General features: G+C 34.2%; 9 protein-coding genes and 2 tRNA genes. 3 read left to right on the top strand and 8 right to left on the bottom strand.

The genetic code is table 11. The features are described 5' to 3' along the window. Window positions 1-4: 4 nt before the first annotated feature. The 4 genes from DFQ09_RS16005 to DFQ09_RS15990 form a co-directional block, all read right to left on the bottom strand. Window positions 5-2,092: a PKD domain-containing protein gene (locus DFQ09_RS16005; protein ID WP_115812136.1), complete on the bottom strand. Its 2,088-nt coding sequence runs from the start codon at window positions 2,090-2,092 to the stop codon at window positions 5-7. Between the two features lie 12 nt (window positions 2,093-2,104). Continuing rightward, window positions 2,105-3,604 carry a RagB/SusD family nutrient uptake outer membrane protein gene (locus DFQ09_RS16000; RefSeq protein WP_115812134.1) on the bottom strand — a complete coding sequence of 500 codons (1,500 nt, stop codon included), beginning with the start codon at window positions 3,602-3,604 and terminating at the stop codon, window positions 2,105-2,107. 19 nt (window positions 3,605-3,623) lie between these two features. Continuing rightward, complete coding sequence (locus DFQ09_RS15995) at window positions 3,624-6,779, bottom strand: SusC/RagA family TonB-linked outer membrane protein (protein ID WP_115812132.1); 3,156 nt, start codon at window positions 6,777-6,779, stop codon at window positions 3,624-3,626. Between the two features lie 247 nt (window positions 6,780-7,026). Continuing rightward, window positions 7,027-9,837, bottom strand: coding sequence for a helix-turn-helix and ligand-binding sensor domain-containing protein (locus tag DFQ09_RS15990; RefSeq protein WP_115812130.1), 2,811 nt, complete (start codon window positions 9,835-9,837; stop codon window positions 7,027-7,029). Window positions 9,838-10,259: 422 nt separating this feature from the next. Here DFQ09_RS15990 and DFQ09_RS15985 point away from each other — a divergent pair, with 422 nt between their 5' ends. Next, on the top strand, window positions 10,260-12,047 hold the full coding sequence (locus DFQ09_RS15985; RefSeq protein WP_115812128.1) for a cation:proton antiporter: 1,788 nt from the start codon (window positions 10,260-10,262) through the stop codon (window positions 12,045-12,047). A 180-nt stretch (window positions 12,048-12,227) separates the two neighbouring features. Here DFQ09_RS15985 and DFQ09_RS15980 read toward each other — a convergent pair. The 3 genes from DFQ09_RS15980 to mutS form a co-directional block, all read right to left on the bottom strand. Continuing rightward, window positions 12,228-12,311: transfer RNA gene (locus tag DFQ09_RS15980), tRNA-Leu, on the bottom strand. Window positions 12,312-12,356: 45 nt separating this feature from the next. Further along, window positions 12,357-12,428: transfer RNA gene (locus tag DFQ09_RS15975), tRNA-Gly, on the bottom strand. Between the two features lie 93 nt (window positions 12,429-12,521). Beyond that, a complete protein-coding gene (gene mutS / locus DFQ09_RS15970) occupies window positions 12,522-15,134 on the bottom strand; it encodes a DNA mismatch repair protein MutS (RefSeq protein ID WP_115812126.1) in 2,613 nt (870 codons plus the stop codon). Between the two features lie 297 nt (window positions 15,135-15,431). On the opposite strand from mutS, the gene DFQ09_RS15965 reads away from it, so the two are divergent. Then, window positions 15,432-15,965: an RNA methyltransferase gene (locus DFQ09_RS15965; RefSeq protein ID WP_115812124.1), complete on the top strand. Its 534-nt coding sequence runs from the start codon at window positions 15,432-15,434 to the stop codon at window positions 15,963-15,965. Window positions 15,966-16,053: 88 nt separating this feature from the next. Beyond that, window positions 16,054-16,761 carry a class I SAM-dependent methyltransferase gene (locus DFQ09_RS15960; protein WP_115812122.1) on the top strand — a complete coding sequence of 236 codons (708 nt, stop codon included), beginning with the start codon at window positions 16,054-16,056 and terminating at the stop codon, window positions 16,759-16,761. 129 nt (window positions 16,762-16,890) lie between these two features. Here the strand turns inward: DFQ09_RS15960 and folK are convergent, their stop codons facing one another. Then, window positions 16,891-18,039 carry a 2-amino-4-hydroxy-6-hydroxymethyldihydropteridine diphosphokinase gene (gene folK, locus DFQ09_RS15955; RefSeq protein ID WP_115812120.1) on the bottom strand — a complete coding sequence of 383 codons (1,149 nt, stop codon included), beginning with the start codon at window positions 18,037-18,039 and terminating at the stop codon, window positions 16,891-16,893. Window positions 18,040-18,059: the final 20 nt, after the last annotated feature.

Genomic DNA, 18,059 nt, shown 5'->3' with positions numbered 1-18,059 from the left:
TTTATTAAATTTTCACAAGTTTATATTGCCAAAATACACTATCACCTACATCAACCATTACGTTAATAGTATTGCTATCTATAATAGTGATATCATAAACTATAGACTCTGGTGCGTCGAGAGGATCCGTTAGCTCTGTATTATTTACTGCTTTTGCTAAACCAATATAAGCTCCAACACCGTTTAAAGTTAGCGTACCTGCTCCTAAATCTAGATCATAAGTTGCTACTGATGAACCGTCGTGAGGGGCAACTGGTGTACCACATGCATCACCGCCACCTTGCCAAGGTTCTACCCAAGTTTCAGATCCTAATACATTAGAAAAAGAACCATCTGCCCCAAAAACATATTGATCGTCGTAATAACAAGCTCTATCACCTACACAAACCGCATCACAATTCCACCAAGAATTATCTCCTGGTGCTGGACCAACACCAAGCGAACCGGCATCGGTTGATAATTGCCATGTTCCTGTTAGAGGTGAAGTCACTGTTGCACCATCTTTTACAAATTCATATTGCCAAAAAATATCTGGTCCTACTTCAATATAAACAGACATTTCAGTATCAAAATTAGATAATGTTACGTTGTATGTAATAGACGTTGGAGTATCAGCGATATCCGCAATTTCACTACCATTAATTGCTTTTGGGACTGCTAAAAAGGCTCCAAGACCATTTAAAGTAACTGTTCCTGCACTCGCATCGTATACATATGTTGCTGGATTAGAACCATCGTGTGGTGCTGTAGGAGTACCACATGCATTTCCACCACCTTGCCAAGTCTCAACCCAAGTTTCAGAACCTAAAACATTACTAAAAGATCCATCTGCATTGAAGATATATTCATCATCATAGAAACAAGCTCTGTCCGATACACAACCTGCATCACAATTCCACCAAGAGTTATCACCAACTGCTGGTCCTACGCCAAGAGATCCTGCTGCTGAAGATAGTTTCCATGTACCAACAATTCCTGTTGGTCCTCCACTAGGCGCTTTCCAGAAATATAAATTATCTACAAAAATTGTACCCTCTGCAGGATCACCATCAAACTTAAACTGAATAATACTGCTTAAATCTACTAATGGATTTTGATCTGTAAAATAAGATAAAGGAATATCAAAAGATGTCCATTGTTGCGCTGTTAAATCTAAATCGTAAGCGGCTTCGTTGGGACCTGTACTTATAGGTGATAATTTAGCGTTGTTCTCATCTGCTGTCCATACATCAACATGTAAATACTCCATTTGTGACACATCGATTGGTGTTCCTGAAAAATCTATACCTTGATAATTCAAGTTTGCATATTGAAGCATCTCATCACCGCTTAAATCGAATAGATTATAAGTTGTTTCTTGTCCCCAATTTGGAAAGAAATCAACTCCAGTAATATCTGTATAAGCACCACTAAAAACAGAAACCACATCTCCCTCTGATCTTGAAGGCTGTGCTGGTGCTGATTGTAATGGTTGTACTATTTCAGTGACTTCAAAGTCCGTAATTACAACTTCAGCAGTCTCAATAGCTGCACCCATCGCAACTACTGTAATAGTGTATACACCAGGACTAGCATAAATATGAGAAACAGATTCTCCAATATTTCCTACAACTAACTCACTACCATCTCCGTAATCTACTGAAAAACTTATAGCGTTATCTGCAGACGCCGTAACGTTTACTTGTTTAGATACTGCTGCATCATTTTCTGCAGTGGCTACCATATTTTCAGGTGGATTAAACGACACTACCAAATCTTGAGTAATTTCAGTTTCTAAGCCTGTTGGTCCTACTGCCACAACAATTACACTATAAGTACCTTCTGTATAAGTATGGCTTGTGTTTTCACCTTGTGCTAAGTTAGCAGGCTCTACTGTGCCATCACCATAAAAGATATTAAATCCTACGGCTCCTTCTGCTGTTGGTGTAATAGTAACTGAACCTGTATTATCTTGTGAGACTGTAAATAAAGCTAAGACATTAGTCGGAGCGACCGCTGAATCCACAAAATCTGTATTGCTATCATCCTTAACACAACTATTAATTAGAAGTACTATAAGACATAAACTAAATATATATTTTACTGTTTTCATATTATTATTTTTTTAATATCCATCATTTTGAGACAAACCAGAAATCTCTATTTCTCTCTGAGGAATTGGAAAAAGTCCTTTTGTTGCCGAATTATAACCTCTACTACCTAAAACACTAGTTGCTTGTCCTGTTCTAACTAAATCGAAAAAACGATCGCCTTCCATACCAAGCTCTAAACGTCTTTCATCCCATATGGCTTGAACCGTCGCTGTAACTCTATGATCTTGGTCTCCGAAAGCTCTATCACGTACTCTATCTAAATAGGTTTGTGCCAATGCTTGGTTAACTGACGACGCTCTTAAGTTTGCTTCTGCTGCCATTAACAATACTTCTGAATAACGGATAGTACGTTGATTGTTTTCGTAATTTAATTCCACCTGTGGAGTTGTTTCTCCTTTTCTTGGTAAATACTTTTTGTTATACAAACCTGTATTTTTAAAAGGTGCTACTTGGTATGTTACTTCTAAGCTAGGATTGTTATTTGCATAAGCTTCTACATCAAACGTTGTAGCGTCTTTTCTTTGATCACCTACTTCGTAGGCTGCTGCTAAATCTTGCGTTGGTAAGTTGGTACTCCAACCTGAATTGAACGGCATAGCTGCTGTTCCGTTAAACCCTCTAACTCCACATTGCTGTACAGCATAGTTTCCTTGACCTCTTGTTGTCCCATCCCAATTATAATAAGGTTGACCATTAGAGTATTGAACTTCGTAAACTGATTCTGAACCATTCTCACCTGATACTAAAAAGATATTTTCAAAATTAGTTACCAAACTAAAAGGACCATCTACCACACTTTGTAGAACAGGGACTGCCTCATCAAATTTTTCTTGATATAAATACACTTTTCCTAATAAAGCTTGAGCAGCATATTTTGTAATTCTACCTTGTTGTCCTTGCGCTGTTGGTAAATCACTAATGGCCTGAATTAAATCTGCTTCGATTTGAGCATATACCTCAGCTTTAGGTGATCGTTGTAAGGTTCCAAAATCAGTAATCCCTAATTTATTATCTGTAAATAATACGACATCACCGAACATTTTCACTAAATTAAAATAATAAAAAGCTCTTAAGAAGTGAATCTCTCCATAAAGTGCATCTTTACCGGCAAAGTCTATAGTATTACCCAAAAGGTTAACATCTCTATAATCTATTAAGTAATTTGTTCTATTAACACCTTCATAAGCAGATAGCCATAAATCTTGAAGCGTACTGTTATTAGGCAATATGTTATAATCATCTACTTGTTGAAGTGATATCACATCAGAAGCGTTTTCACCACCTGCTACGGCATTATCTGAAGCAACATCTCCAAGAACTATAACTTGGTTTAACCATTGCGTAGGTGTATAACAGCTTACTGCCATGGTTTGGTAATCTGATTCTGTTTGTAAATAATCAACTTCTGTTACTTCAAACTCGTCATGCGGATCAAAATCAACCACATCTGAACAACCCATAAAGATTGAAAGTATGATGACTAACCCAATACTATTTTTTATATTTTTCATACTAATTTATTTTTGGATGTTAAAATTTAAGGTCTAAACCAACTAAAAATGTTCTCGCTTGTGGATAAGCACCTCTATCTATACCTGTATCTAAAATACCACCAGCAATTTCTGGATCGTAACCTGTATATTCTGTAAGCGTTAATAAGTTTTTAGCCTGAGCATATACACGTACTTTACTAAAGAATGTACTCATACTTTCTGGTAACGTATACCCTAAAATCAAACTTTTAATTTTTATAAAACTTCCATCTTCCACATATCTATCTGATGGTCTAATATTACTATTGGTATCAGCAAATGTGTAACGTGGACTGTTAGCATCATTGGTTGTTCCTTCACCCGTCCATCGATTTAAAATACTTCTATCTTTATTAGTGAACTGTGCATTACGCTCATAAGCTCTAAATATATCATTCCCTACAGATGCATATGTAAACATACTTAGATCGAAATTTTTGTATTCAAAACCTAAGTTCCAACCGATAGTAAACGTTGGAAAAGGATCTCCAATATCCGTTTTATCATCATCATCAATAACTCCATCTCCATTAGTATCTACATAACGAATATCTCCTGGTAACGCACCAACTTGTGTTGCATGTGCATTAATTTCATCTTGATTTTGGAATAAGCCATCAGTTTCATAACCGTAAAAATAACCTGGTGTAAAGCCTTTTTCAAAACGTGTTGCATCATGAGACTGACCATTAAAATAAGAACCACCTGGTTCAAATGCAGTACCATCGCTATTTGTAGCCGTCACTTCGTTTTTAGACGTTGTAAACGTGAATGATGTATTAAAATTAAGATCTTGAGTAATATTTTTTCTGTAACCCAATGTTAAGTCAATACCTTTACTTTCTGTACTACCGATATTAGATGTTACAGGTTCTGATGTACCAGCATAAAGTGGCGGTGCCTCAGTAAATAATAAGCCTTCAACAGATTTATTAAAATAATCGACCGTTAGAGACAAGCTACTATCAAAAAGGTTGGCATCAAATCCAATGTTATATTGCGTTTGTTCCTCCCAGCTTAACGTTGGGTTACTAAACGAGTTTACAGTGGCTCCTGACACAAATTCATTACCAAACGTATAACCATTACTGTTAGCGGTAGAATTATAACTTGGACCACCCACGGTGATACTTACATACTGAGGATCTACATTTTCGTTACCAACCGTACCGTAACTTCCTCTAATCTTTAAGAAATCAATAGCATCAACATCGAAAAAATCTTCATTGCTAATTACCCAACCTAGAGATCCAGCAAAAAAGTTTGCAAATTTATTATCATCACCAAAAGCGATTGAGCCATCTCGTCTTGCAGAGAATGATGCTAAATATCTACCTTCATAATCGTAGTTAACTCTACTAAAATAGGATAGATTTCTTCGCTCTAAATTGTGATAGCTATAGCCAGTATAAGCACTTAAGTTAAATTGTGTATTTACACCTGTAGCACCATTATTAACATCTGCCCAAGCCCAAGAATTATCTCTAACATCTTGTCTTGAAGCACCAAAGCCATAGCCAGTAGATTTACTTGTAGAGATACCTAAAACAACATCGAAATTATGTTTCTCTTGCAAGTTGAAATTATAACTCGCAAATGTTTCAAAGGTGTAATTAAAATTAGATACGGTACTTTCTGATACACTGTTATGAAATGAAGGAATTGTTGCTAAAATATTACCATCATCGTCAAGAACATCTTCCATTTTAACAGATCCATCAATATTGTAATCACTAGAGACATTATTTGGTCCGTAATACGCTAAAGGAGAAAAGCTTTTACTTACTTGATCCCATTTGGTATAACCGAAACGAGAGGTAACTTTAAGATTATCTAAAACATCATATTGTAGTTCGAATTTACCATATAACTTATTTCCGTTATTTTCATTGTAAGTATTCTCTAACCTCTGAACAGGATTAAATATTTCTGACAATTGTAAATTACTATATCCGTAAGTCGCAAAATCATTTGGATCCGTATTATAAGGAGATACCGTTGGATCAAAATTTATAGCATTACCTAAAATTGAGTTAAATGAATTCTCAGCAATAGATTTACCTTTAATATTAGCATAACTAGTATTAAGGATAAATTTCAATTTAGACGTTAATTGAAAATCTACGTTAGCCGTAAAATTTAATCTATTAAAATTAGATTTATCATCGCCACCTACAATACCACCTTGGCTTAAATACCCTGTAGATAAAAAATACCCTATTTTTTCTGTACCACCTCTAGCAGAAAGCGTATAAGACGTTACTTTAGCATCCTTAAAGACTTCATCTTGCCAATCTGTTCCTGCACCTAAAGTTGAAAGATTTGGAAATATGATACCACCTCCTGATGTTGCGCTACCTTCATTAATCATTGCAGCATATTCCGAAGCGTTTAATAGACCAATTTTTCTATCAACCGATTGAAAACCGGTGTACGTATTAAATGAAAATTCTGCTTTTTCATTATTTCTACCCCCTTTAGTGGTTACGACAATAACACCATTACCACCCTTTACACCGTAAATAGCAGTTGATGCAGCATCTTTTAAAATACTTAACGATTGTATATCAGCAGAATTGATAGAATTTAAATCATCTAAACTCTGAGGTACACCATCAATAATAACAACAGGATCTGTTCCTGTAAACGAAGGAATACCACGTACTAATACCGTTGGCTTACTACCTGGAGAACCACTTTGAATAACCGAAACACCAGATGCGTTACCTTGAAGTGCTTCTTCTACTCTTAACGGTTTTAATTTCTCAATAGATTCAGATTTCACGGTAGAAATGGCTCCAGATACATTAGTAACCTTTTGAGTACCATAACCAATCACAACAACCTCACTTAAAGATTCTGCATCTTCCGCTAGCAAAATATTTAAGGGTTCACTATTTACAATAGTAACCTCTTGACTGACAAAACCTATATAGGAAATAACCACTACTGAATTTAATGGTACACCTTTTAGAGTAAAGTTACCATCAAAATCTGTTGCCGTCCCTGTTGCGGTATTTTTAAGGATTACATTAACACCTGGTAAAGGTTGTCCTGAAGAAGCCTCAGCAACTGTACCAGTAACATCTACATTTTGCCCAAACACTGCCATTGTAAAGATGAAGGAAATGAGCGTCAAAAGTTTTATTTTCATAATTTATTTATTAGATATGTAATATTAGAAAATATAAATTATGATTTCTTAGAAACAGGCTATACAAAAAACATACAATGCAAAATAAAATACCAAATTTTACTAAAACATCATTGAACAACCCTTTATTTTATGTAATTCTCGGAATTAACTTTAACTTAACATATTGCCCAATACTAGTTAATAAAGCCTTAAAAAAACGTTTTGTATAGGTAATGTATAGGTGAAAAAACAGGATGTATGGGTGCTATAATTCAATTATATAGTTAGACAAGCTCTGCTCGTGTTCTAAGCCCATTTTTTTACGCAAACGATAGCGCCTTACTTCTACACTTTTATGAGAGATATTAAGAAGTGGTGCGATTTCCTTAGAAGAAAGGTTTAATCTCAAATAAGCACATAGCCTTAAATCATTTGGAGTTATAGATGGATGAAGTGATTTTATTTTCTTCATAAAGTCCTTATCTACATTATTAAAAGCTTCCTCAAACAATTCCCAGTCATTTGTATCATTGATACTAGAATTTATAAGTTTAACGACCTTATTTACCTCTGTAAGTGATTTGCTATTTGACAGCTCTGTTTTGATATTATTTAATAACTCATTTCGCTTAACAACATTCATAGTTGCCATACCAAGCTCCCTGTTTTTATTATCAATATCTTGTTGTAAATTTTTATTTTTAAACTGAATTAATTGACGCTGGCTTTCTAATTGCTCCATCTTCAATTGTCTTTCCTTCTTCTCAATAAGTGTTTGTTGTTGTTTTTTATAATGTTTCCTGTTAAAATAATACAAGACATAAATGAAAAGTAACGCAAAAACAACATAAGAAATAATAGCCACTGGTTTTAGGTACCACGGCTTTTCAATTGTAAAGGTATAAGATAGCATGTTATCTGAAACAATTCTATCTGTCATTGCCCGTGCTTCAAAAGTATAATCACCGTGCTGCAAATTTTTAAAAAACACGTCTGAACTACTAGACCAACTACTCCAATTATCATAAATCCCAATCAACCTATATTGATATTTAGAAGAGGAAAGCTTATTGTAATTTGTGACACTGTAATTAAACTTAATATTGTTTATTTTATTTTTAAAGACAGTAGAAGATCCAACTAAATCTAATGGCAACAACTCATTAGGATCCTCACCATAGTTAACACTATTTAAGTTGATATCTAAGGCCTCATTCTCTATTTTGTTTAAATCAACAATGAGAAACCCTTCGGTTGTTCCAAATAAATAATTGTTGTTTGATAAATCAAGTATGTTTTCATAAGCTGTTTTACTTTTACGCAACTCACTAGAAATAGGAATAATATTAACTTTTGGCTCTATAGATAACTTACCTGGCTCAATATAAATTATCGCATCATTTGAAAATGCCCAAAGCTTGTTCCCTGCAATATCACTAATGAGCTTACCTGACACATAATTATCACCACTAATCAACTTACTTAAAGCTGAATCTTTTTTAAAGGACTCATTTTTAACATCATAATCAAAAACCGCCTCTTTAGTACTATAGAGAATTTTGTTGTTATAACTTTCAATACTAGACTTAATACCCTTATCAACAGATATCTTTTTATAGCCTATTATTTTTTGAAAATCCTTATCAATCTTAATCTTATATACTCCTTTATACTCATGACTTACCAATAACTCATGAGAATTGATCAATTCAAAATATCTTGAAGAGATATCAAATCCCTCTATTTTATTTCTATACCTCCAAGTACCATCAACTTTCTCTAAGATATTTAAACCCTTATAATTACCTTGAATTAATAGATTAGGATAACCTTCCATCTCTTTTACTGACCACGTCCCTATCTCACTAGAAATTTCTTTCGCAATAGTTTTATTAATTAAAAATGTCCCTTTGTCATGACCACAAAACAAATCCCCTTGCACACTAGCCAAACTCCACACCTGCCCTTTTGTACCTTCAATAAAACTAAATTTTTCATTTGTACCTATACGCTTATAAAACAAGCCTTGATTGGTACCTAGATACAAATATTCGTCTGTTTTTGCTGCTGTATAAACGGTTCCTAAAACCCCTTCATTATCTACGTATATCTTATAAGGTGAATTAAAGTTAATAATGTTTATACCATTATCTAAACCCAACCAAATATTTCCATAGTTATCATTCTTAATAGATAAAATAGTATTATTACTCAATCCATCAGATTGATTAATTTTCAATAACTCTTTACCATTTATATCCACATGAACAAGACCATTACCAATAGTCCCCAAGAGAAAACTACCGTCGTTAAGCCTTAAACTACAATAAATAGTTAAATTAGGCAATACACTTTCTGGATGTTGCTCCACCGGTTTAATTTCGCCATTACTAAATTCATAAAAACCTTGTTCTTTTGTTTGTAGTAACAAGCCAGAGTTTAAAGGGAACATATTAACAATTTCATTATTCTCAATAGCCGTAGTTGAAATAACTAAGGTTTGTTCCCCATTTTCAATCCTAAAAACACCTTTTTCTGTTTTCTGAAAATAAATAGTCTCTTCTACTTTAAACATTTTATTGATTCTGGCATCAGAACCTATTATATCGAAACTATTTTCTGCAATATTATAGATATGAATTCTTTCAAAAGACTGAAATAACACATAACCTTCAAGATCAATAATGCCCCAAAAGTCTTCATCTTCCTTTATTGATATTTTTTGGTTATCAGTTAAAGAGGTATACAACAATCGACCTTGCTTATTTTTGGTCCAATACCCAAAATCCATATAGCCTCCTGTATATATTTTATCTCCTACAACTTTCACTGATCTTAAGATACCTGTATTAGGCGAATTGTAAAGCGTCCAAGAAGCACCATTGTATTCTAAAAGGCCTTCATTATTGGCAACATATATATAGTTGTTTTCCGATTGGTCTATTGCCCAATTTTGATCTTCGGCACCATAATCTTGAGGTGTAAATATTTGAATAGGTGGAATTTCTTGGGCATAACTAGTTACGGAAATAATGACAACTAATACAACGTAGAAAACACTTTTAATTAAATTCATTTCGCCTAAACTCTAAAGAAGTTATATCTAGTTTATAAAAAACTAAATTCATATATGTTAAGGCTCTAATATAATTAAATAAACGGATGAAGCAATATATGTAGTGCCAATTAGCAAATTTGTATGGTTATAATTCAACTAATAATCTAGCCATACAATTCACGTTTACGATAAAAACACAAGACCATAATTACGTTTTAACATTATTCCTAAGAGCAAAACAAAAGACTAATAAGAACATTATAGACTTATTACTTTTTCTATTTCTACTAAGGTATATATGCTCTTTAACAGTGAAATCATTAAATATTAAAGCCTATTAATATTTCAAAATACGACTCTTAAAATTAGGTCTTCATTAAAGATTCTGAAAAAAAAATCCGATATTTAAGAAATTTCATTCACAATAAACTCAGAATTTTATGGAAGGATTTGACATTTTAAACTTATTCATTGTACTGCTCGCTGCTTGGGGAGCTGGTGCGTTAACTAAACGCATAGGATACCCTGCAATCTTAGGAGAGCTATTAATAGGTGTTATTATTGGCCCTTCGTTATTAGGCCTTGTAGAAACCTCAAGCACTTTAGTTATTATATCCGAAGCTGGCGTTATTCTCCTCATGGCTTACATAGGAATGGAAATCAACTTTAAAGACTTAGGTAAAGCCTCTTGGGCAGGACTTCTTGCTGCAATTGGAGGTTTTGTTGTGCCGTTTGCCTTGGGGTATTACGTCGTCACCCTTACTGGCGGCACTAGTATGGCAGGCCTGTTTGTAGGTATTGCGGTTGGAGTTACGTCATTGGCTACCAAAAGTCGTATTCTAGTTGACTTAGGTTTATTAGATACACGAATTGCTTATGTTTTAATGGCAGGAGCTTTAATATCTGACACCTTGGCCTTAATCATTTTTGCTGGACTATCTAGTTTTATTGATGTAGGCGCCGTAAATATGTCTGAGATTCTACTCATTGCCGGTAAAATTATAGTGTTTTTTTTATTTGCTACTGGTTTCGGACTCTACATACTTCCAAGAATTGGAAAATGGATGGCAAGCCGAAACATAGAGAACCGAACAACTTATTTTACATTACTACTGCTTATTGTTTTTGGACTTTCTGAATTAGCAGAACTCGTAGGACTACACGGTATTTTAGGGGCCTTTATTGCTGGTGTATTTATAAAAGATGGTGTTTTTCATGAAAAAATAACCAAAGACATTACACGAGTCTTTCATGATGTCTCTATCGGTTTTATGGCTCCTATCTTTTTTGTAACGGCAGGTTTTCATGTCACCTTAGATGTTTTTAAAACAGATTTAGAACTTCTACTATTAATTGTTGGTGTCGCCTTTATTGGAAAGATACTTGGTACGGTTTTGTTTTATTTACCTAGTGGAAATGGTTGGCGAGAAGGATTAGCTGTTGGAACCGGAATGAACGGACGTGGCGCTGTAGAAATTGTTATTGCGGGTATTGGTCTACAGAAAGGTATTATCACCCAAGAAATATTTTCCATACTTGTATTTATGGCTATTTTAACTACGCTTTCCGTTCCTATTCTACTTACTTGGACAACAAATTGGTTAAAAAAACGAGGTGAATTGGTAAAACAATTCTCAAGACAAGGACACGTTATTCTAGGAGCAAACCCAGTTGCTTTATTATTAGGAAAGCATTTATCGGAATCAAACAAGGTGGTTTTTATAGATGCGAACAAAGGTATTTGTGAAAATGCAAAAAGTAAAGGATTTGAATGTATACATGGTAACATTTTAGAAGAATCGACACTAAACGAAGCCGCTGTTAAAGATTTCAGAACCTTTATAGCCTTAACGGTCAACAATGAAATTAATTTATTGGCATCTCAATTCGTTAATGACGTCTTTTTTATACCCGAAAAATTTGTAGTTATTTCTCCAAATAATGGAGAAGGTGGAAGCATCAACCTTTTGAGTTCTGTGTCAGCTTCTACCTTATTTTCAAGTAAAGTGGATTTACAGCCGTGGATACAAAAAATACAAGATTCAAACTATAAAGAAGTTGAAATTATAATTACAAAAAAAACAGGAACTCGTCAGTGGGTTAAATCTCAGTTTAGCAAAAACAAGACATTACTTCCGTTAGTTATTGTTGATGGCGCAGGCACTAAACGTCCTTTTAGGTACAATGACCATATAGATGTGGATGAAAAGGTGATCTTTATTGAATAAGCTCTATTTTTAAAAATGTTAAAAGCCTTTATCGGGAGATAAAGGCTTTTATATTTCTAACTGGATTTAGCTTCTCCGAATCCCAGTTTCAACATGCAGAAAAAAGCACCTTAATACCAACATTAGCGAACTTTTTAAAACCAAAAAAGCCGAAAACTTTCGTTTTCGGCTTTTCATCTGTACTGAAGACGGGACTTGAACCCGTACGTCCTAATGGACATTGGATTTTAAGTCCAACGTGTCTACCAATTCCACCACTTCAGCATCTTGATTACAGACTGTAATCAACTTGGTATTTTATATAATCAGAGCGAAAGATGGGATTTGAACCCACGACCTCCACCTTGGCAAGGTGATGCTCTACCCCTGAGCTACTTTCGCAATTTTAATGAACGTTTTCGCTTTCAAAGCGGATGCAAATTTAGAATTTAAATTCTAAATCCAAAGCCTTTTTTGAAAATTTTTTATTTTTTTTTACACTTGCTTATTCTTCAGCAACATTCTCTTAATTTCATTGAGTTTCATCAAGGCTTCAACAGGTGTTAACGTATCAATATCTGTATGCAAAATCTCATCCTTAATCTCCACTAATAGAGGATCATCGAGATTAAAAAAGCTTAATTGCAAATCGTCTTTAATACTTTTCACCTTATCCGTGAGCTCTTCACTTGAATGTGATTTCTCTAATTTAGATAAAATTTTATTTGCGCGTCTAATGACTTGTTGAGGCATTCCTGCCATTTTTGCCACATGAATTCCAAAACTATGTTCACTTCCTCCTTCAACAAGCTTTCTAACAAAAAGCACATTATCTTTTAATTCCTTTACAGCAACATTGAAATTTTTAATACGACCAAAGGTCTCGGTCATTTCATTTAACTCGTGGTAATGCGTTGCAAAAAGTGTTTTAGGCTTAGAAGGATGCTCGTGTAAGTATTCACTAATAGCCCAAGCAATAGAAATACCGTCATAAGTACTCGTTCCTCTTCCTATTTCATCTAAAAGCACCAAACTACGGTCAGAAATATTATTTAGAATAGAAGCCGTTTCATTCATCTCTACCATAAAGGTAGATTCTCCCATCGAAATATTATCACTTGCTCCTACTCTCGTAAAAATCTTATCTACTAATCCTATTCGCGCTTCACCTGCGGGCACAAAACTTCCTATTTGAGCTAACAACACAATTAATGCTGTTTGTCTTAAAATAGCCGACTTACCAGACATGTTTGGTCCCGTAATCATAATGATTTGTTGAGACTCTCTATCTAGAAACAAATCATTAGCAATATAAGGTTCTCCTAATGGTAATTGCTTTTCAATTACAGGATGACGACCATCTTTTATTTCTAAATCGTAGCTATCATCGATTTGTGGATATACATATTTATTAGACTTAGCTAAACTTGCAAAACCACATAAACAATCTAACTGCCCAATTAGTTGTGCATTTTGTTGCACCGAAATAATAAACTGATGCATCCAAGTCACTAAATCAGCAAATAACTTCTGCTCAATAGCCAAGATGCGCTCTTCAGCTCCTAAAATTTTTGCTTCGTACTCTTTAAGTTCTTCAGTAATATAGCGTTCAGCATTCACTAAGGTTTGCTTACGAATCCATTCTTCTGGGACTTTATCTTTATGCGAATTTCGGACTTCAATATAATAACCAAAAACATTGTTTGAAGCTATTTTTAGAGATGTGATGCCAGTGCGCTCACTTTCGCGCTTCAACATATTATCTAAATAGGTCTTTCCAGATTGCGATAAACCTCTTAGTTCATCTAACTCTTCTGAAAAACCTGAAGCAATTGAACTTCCTTTTAAAATATTGACTGGCGCCTCTTCATTTAGAGTTTCCTTTATTTTATCTCGCAATAAATCACAGCGATGTAAATTATCTCCTAATACCTTTAATGCTTCATTTTCGCACGTTTCAGCAACCGACTTTATAGGCACAATAGCTTCTAAAGAGTTTTTAAGTTGAATCACTTCACGAGGACTCACCTTAGTCGTTGCTATTTTTGAAATAAGACGTTCAATATCCCCTATTTGTTTTATCTGCCCTTGAACCTTATTCAAAACAGCGTCATTTTCTAACAAATATTTCACCACTTCGTGGCGTTGCTTTATTTTCTCAGCATGCTTTAAAGGCAATGCTAACCAACGTTTTAACATTCGACCTCCCATTGCCGAAATAGTCTTATCAATAACATTAATCAATGTAACGGCATTGACATTCGTAGAATTATACAATTCTAAATTACGAATGGTGAATTTATCCATCCACACATAATCATCCGTTGCAATTCTCGAAATCGTAGCAATATGCTCTAACTTATTATGACGTGTTTCTCCTAAATAGTGAAGCACGACTCCTGAAGCGATAATCCCTTCATACAAATCTTCAATTCCAAAACCTTTTAATGTCTTCGTGTTGAAATGCTTAGTTAATGTCTCATGTGCATAATCGGCTTGAAACACCCAATCTTCTAAATAAAAGGTATGAAAATCATTTCCGAAGGTTTCCGAAAACACTTTTCTACTTTGTTTTGAAATTAGGACTTCACTTGGATTAAAATTCTGAAGGAGCTTGTCAATATATTCCGCATTGCCTTGAGACGTTAAAAACTCGCCTGTTGAAATATCTAAAAATGCCACACCAATACGTTGCTTTTCAAAATATACCGCTGCTAAAAAATTATTCGATTTTGAATGTAGAATATCATCATTAAAAGCTACTCCTGGCGTTACCAATTCTGTAACTCCACGTTTTACAATGGTTTTAGTCTGTTTCGGATCTTCTAACTGATCACAAATGGCAACACGCTCACCTGCCTTTACCAATTTTGGTAAATACGTATTTAATGAATGATGCGGAAAACCTGCTAATTCAATTTCACTTTCACTACCAGCACCACGCTTGGTTAAAATGATATCTAAAATTTTAGACGCTTTTATAGCATCGCTACCAAAGGTTTCGTAAAAATCACCAACTCGAAATAATAATAGTGCATCAGGATATTTAACCTTGATGGCATTATATTGCTTCATTAACGGTGTTACTTTTTTTGCGGATTTTGCCAATGGGAATCTAGTTTTAAGTTCTATTTTTGCCTTGAATATGTTCAGAATTGCAAGTTTGCTAAATTACTTATATTTTGAGGTTTATTGAAACCGAAGAACTAGAAGTTATTTACAGATGTTGATAATTATATTCTAGACCTATCAGGTCTCACAAAACAAAAAAACACCCCTAAAGTCCCCCTCAAGGGGACAATTGTTAAAAATATCTTTCAGATTTTTTTTAACCGCAACAGTGAGACTGTCCCCTTGAGGGGGACTTTAGGGGTGTATCAAAATTTAATTAAAAAATAAGTACAGTTGAAACGAAAACTAAAAAACGAAGAATTAGACCGATTAGAAGTTTCAGAATTTAAAGATGCTAAAAAGACGCCTATCATTATTATCCTAGATAATATTAGAAGTCTCAACAATATTGGTTCTGTATTTAGAACAAGCGATGCGTTCTTAATCGAGAAAATTTATCTCTGCGGCATTACTGCTCAGCCTCCACATAACGACATTAGAAAAACAGCCTTAGGAAGCACTGAAACCGTAGATTGGGAATATGCAGAACACACTTTAGATGTTGTTGAAAAATTAAAATCTAAAAATGTAAACATCTGTTCTATTGAACAAGCAGAAAACGCAACCATGCTCAATGATTTTAAACCTGAACCTAATAAAAAATATGCCTTTGTTTTTGGTAACGAAGTTAAAGGTGTTGACCAAAACGTAGTTGATGCAAGTGATGTTGTGATTGAAATTCCGCAATATGGCACTAAGCACTCCTTAAATATTTCTGTAAGTTGTGGTGTTGTGGTTTGGGATGTGTTTTCGAAATTAAAATCTTAGAATATAACATCACTGTCATTCCTGCTCAAGCAGGAATCCACTTTAAACTAATACTTACAGATTCCTGCCTACGCAGGAATGACAAACAATGAAAAAGAGCGGAAAAACACCATGGCCCACAAAAGACGCTATGCAACAAGTCTATGACATGCATCTTTGGGGTGGAAAAGAATTTGATTTTTACTCTGGTGATGGTTCTCATAACATTAAAATTGTTGAACCTTATATTAATAGTATTACTCGGTTTTTAAAATCGCAGAACAATCCACTGACGGTTTGTGATTTGGGCTGTGGTGATTTCAATATCGGAAAACAACTCACCAAACACACTAAAAACTATATTGCTGTAGATATTGTTGACAATCTTATTGAACGAAATAAAGCCTTATTTAAAGAAGACCATTTAGATTTTCAGTGTTTAGATATTGTGAAAGACGAACTTCCCAAAGCAGATGTTGTTATTCTGAGACAGGTGTTACAACATTTATCTAATGCTGAAATCCAAAACGTGGTTGAAAAATTATCCAATTATAAATTTGTGATTCTTACCGAACATCTACCTCTTGGAGAGTTTGTACCTAATAAAGACATTATTTCTGGACAAGGGATCAGAATCAAAAAAAATAGTGGTGTTGATGTATTGGAAGCGCCTTTCAATTTGAAAATTGTTGAAGAACAAAAATTATCCGAAATCTTTTTAGATGACAACAAAGGAAAAATTGTTACGCTGCTTTTTAAAATTATGCCACGAAGTTCCACAAAGAAGACGCAGAGATTCACAGGGGATTTATCGTAACTATTTCAATTTATTTCGAAAAGAATGTTTAATGTTATCAAATAAAACTTCAATCTACTGAAAACAGAGACTGAGATTAAAATTCTGCGACTGCCTACTGAACACTGAACACTGCTTACTGCTCATTGCTCACTGCTCACTGCTCACTGAAGACTCATTAATCTCACCCAACAACCATAGATAATCGGCACGAGACTTTACAAAGTCGCGATCCGAAATATCAATAATCTTAACATGCATGTCTTGCTGACTTTTTAAAAATTCAAGATAACCAGCGTTTATTTTTTCGAGATAATCGTCTTTGATCTCTTTTTCGTAATTACGTCCTCTTTTCTTTATGTTGGCTTGTAAACGCTCTGTATTTTGATAGAGATAAATATACAAGTCTGGTTTCGCAATATCCTTATAAACTTGGTAGAACAGTTTTCGGTACAATCTAAACTCGTCTTCAGGTAATGTTATTTTTGAGAAGATTAGAGATTTGTAGACGTCGTAATCGCTGACCATAAAATCTTTAAACAAATCGAGTTGCGATAAATCGTCACTAATTTGCTGATAACGATCTGCTAAAAATGACATTTCTAAAGTAAAAGCATAACGCTCTGGCTCTTTGTAGAATTTTGGTAAAAACGGATTATCGGCAAAACGCTCTAAAATCAACTTAGCATTAAAATCCTTAGAAATCTTATTTGCCAAACTTGTTTTTCCTGCTCCAATGTTACCTTCAATAGCGATGTAATTGTAATCGTTAAAAGTATATGCTTTTCTTGGGTTCTTAAGCCAAATATTGACATGTTCTATTTCAGAATCATCATGACATTCAGACAACAACCCTTCTATAGATTTATGGAGCTTTGGATGCTTAATATCTTTTGCAATATCCATAAGAGGTTGTAAAACAAACTTACGATTTTGTATTTGCGGATGCGGAATGACTAAGGTTTTTTCTTCAATAATTTCATCTTCAAAAAACAGAATATCTAAATCTATCTCTCTAGACTCATAACCTTTGGTTGCTTTAGATTTTCGCCCTAACTCTATTTCAATAGCCTGAAGCTCTTTAAGAACTCGCTTAGATTTCAATTCCGTTTCAACCGTTATACACGCATTAAAAAAATCGTCACCTTCAAAACCAAAAGCTGGTGTTTTATAAACATTAGAAATCTTTTTTATAGCACCAACGCGCTCAAAAACAGCGTTAACTGCAGATTGCAAATACTGCAATTTATTGCCTTTGTTACTCCCTAAAGCTATATGAATGGTTTTGGTTGGTTTCATAGAAGCAACAAAATAACTAA

It is taken from the genome of Winogradskyella pacifica (assembly GCF_003386275.1).
GTDB classification, from domain to species: Bacteria; Bacteroidota; Bacteroidia; order Flavobacteriales; family Flavobacteriaceae; genus Winogradskyella; species Winogradskyella pacifica.
This window is presented reverse-complemented; position numbering and strand designations above follow the sequence as displayed.

What these genes read in the sequence shown, in the direction of transcription:
- DFQ09_RS15990 (WP_115812130.1), bottom strand. Translation starts at nt 9,837, where the DNA reads ATGAATTTAATTAAAAGTGTTTTCTACGTTGTATTAGTTGTCATTATT.
- DFQ09_RS15985 (WP_115812128.1), top strand. Translation starts at nt 10,260, where the DNA reads ATGGAAGGATTTGACATTTTAAACTTATTCATTGTACTGCTCGCTGCT.
- DFQ09_RS15960 (WP_115812122.1), top strand. Translation starts at nt 16,054, where the DNA reads ATGAAAAAGAGCGGAAAAACACCATGGCCCACAAAAGACGCTATGCAA.
- DFQ09_RS16005 (WP_115812136.1), bottom strand. Translation starts at nt 2,092, where the DNA reads ATGAAAACAGTAAAATATATATTTAGTTTATGTCTTATAGTACTTCTA.
- DFQ09_RS15995 (WP_115812132.1), bottom strand. Translation starts at nt 6,779, where the DNA reads ATGAAAATAAAACTTTTGACGCTCATTTCCTTCATCTTTACAATGGCA.
- folK (WP_115812120.1), bottom strand. Translation starts at nt 18,039, where the DNA reads ATGAAACCAACCAAAACCATTCATATAGCTTTAGGGAGTAACAAAGGC.
- DFQ09_RS16000 (WP_115812134.1), bottom strand. Translation starts at nt 3,604, where the DNA reads ATGAAAAATATAAAAAATAGTATTGGGTTAGTCATCATACTTTCAATC.